The organism is Stenotrophomonas sp. GW821-FHT09E08, assembly GCF_059416125.1.
In genome coordinates, this window is the sequence record NZ_JBWKOO010000040.1 from 1 (window position 1) to 720 (window position 720).

Consider the following 720-nt stretch of genomic DNA (forward strand, 5'->3'; position numbering starts at 1 on the left):
GCCGGTGCCGTTGCGGGTCGTACCCCGTTCGCGATCAACCTGACCAAGTGCAGCGCCGGCAACGTCGCGACCTACTTCGAGCCGGGTTCGACCGTTGACTTCAACACCGGCCGCCTGCTGAACCAGGCTTCGGCCAACGCTGCCACCAACGTGCAGCTGCAGCTGCTGGGTTCCAACAACCAGGTCCTGCCGATCAAGGCAGCCGGCGCTGGCCTGGCCCAGACCAACTCGCAGTGGGTCACCGTCGGCACCGACGGTTCGGCCGACCTGAGCTACTACGCTGAGTACTACGCCACTGCCGCCGCCACCCCGGGCGACGTCACCAGCAGCGTCAAGTACACGATCATCTACAACTGATCGTAGCCGTACCCGCATTGGCCGGCGTACGCGCCGGCCAATGCTCCGCGGCCTCTGGCCACACACCTCGAGCGTAGTACTTCCGATGAAAGCAATCTTTCCCCGGGCGCTGCTGCTGGCAGCGTTCACGCTGCCCTTCTGCCAGAACGCACTGGCCGGCGTGGTGGTCAACGGCACGCGAGTGATCTATCCGGCGCAGGCGCGCGAAGTCACCGTGCAGGTCGACAACGTGGGCGAATCGCCGGCGCTGGTGCAGGCCTGGATCGACAGCGGCGACGCCAACCAGACCGCCGATACCAGCGATGCACCGTTCGTGCTGACGCCGCCGATCGCGCGCGTCGAGCCGGGCCGCAGCCAGGCGCT

Annotated in this window: 2 protein-coding genes; both read left to right on the forward strand. The window is 66.9% G+C overall.

The window, feature by feature from the left end:
- On the forward strand, positions 1–357 hold a 357-nt coding region (locus AC07M7_RS21120), incomplete at its 5' end, for a fimbrial protein (protein ID WP_495208226.1).
- An 85-nt stretch (positions 358–442) separates the two neighbouring features.
- Positions 443–720, forward strand: a 278-nt coding sequence (locus tag AC07M7_RS21125) for a fimbrial biogenesis chaperone (RefSeq protein WP_495208227.1), incomplete at its 3' end; no start/stop codon positions are given.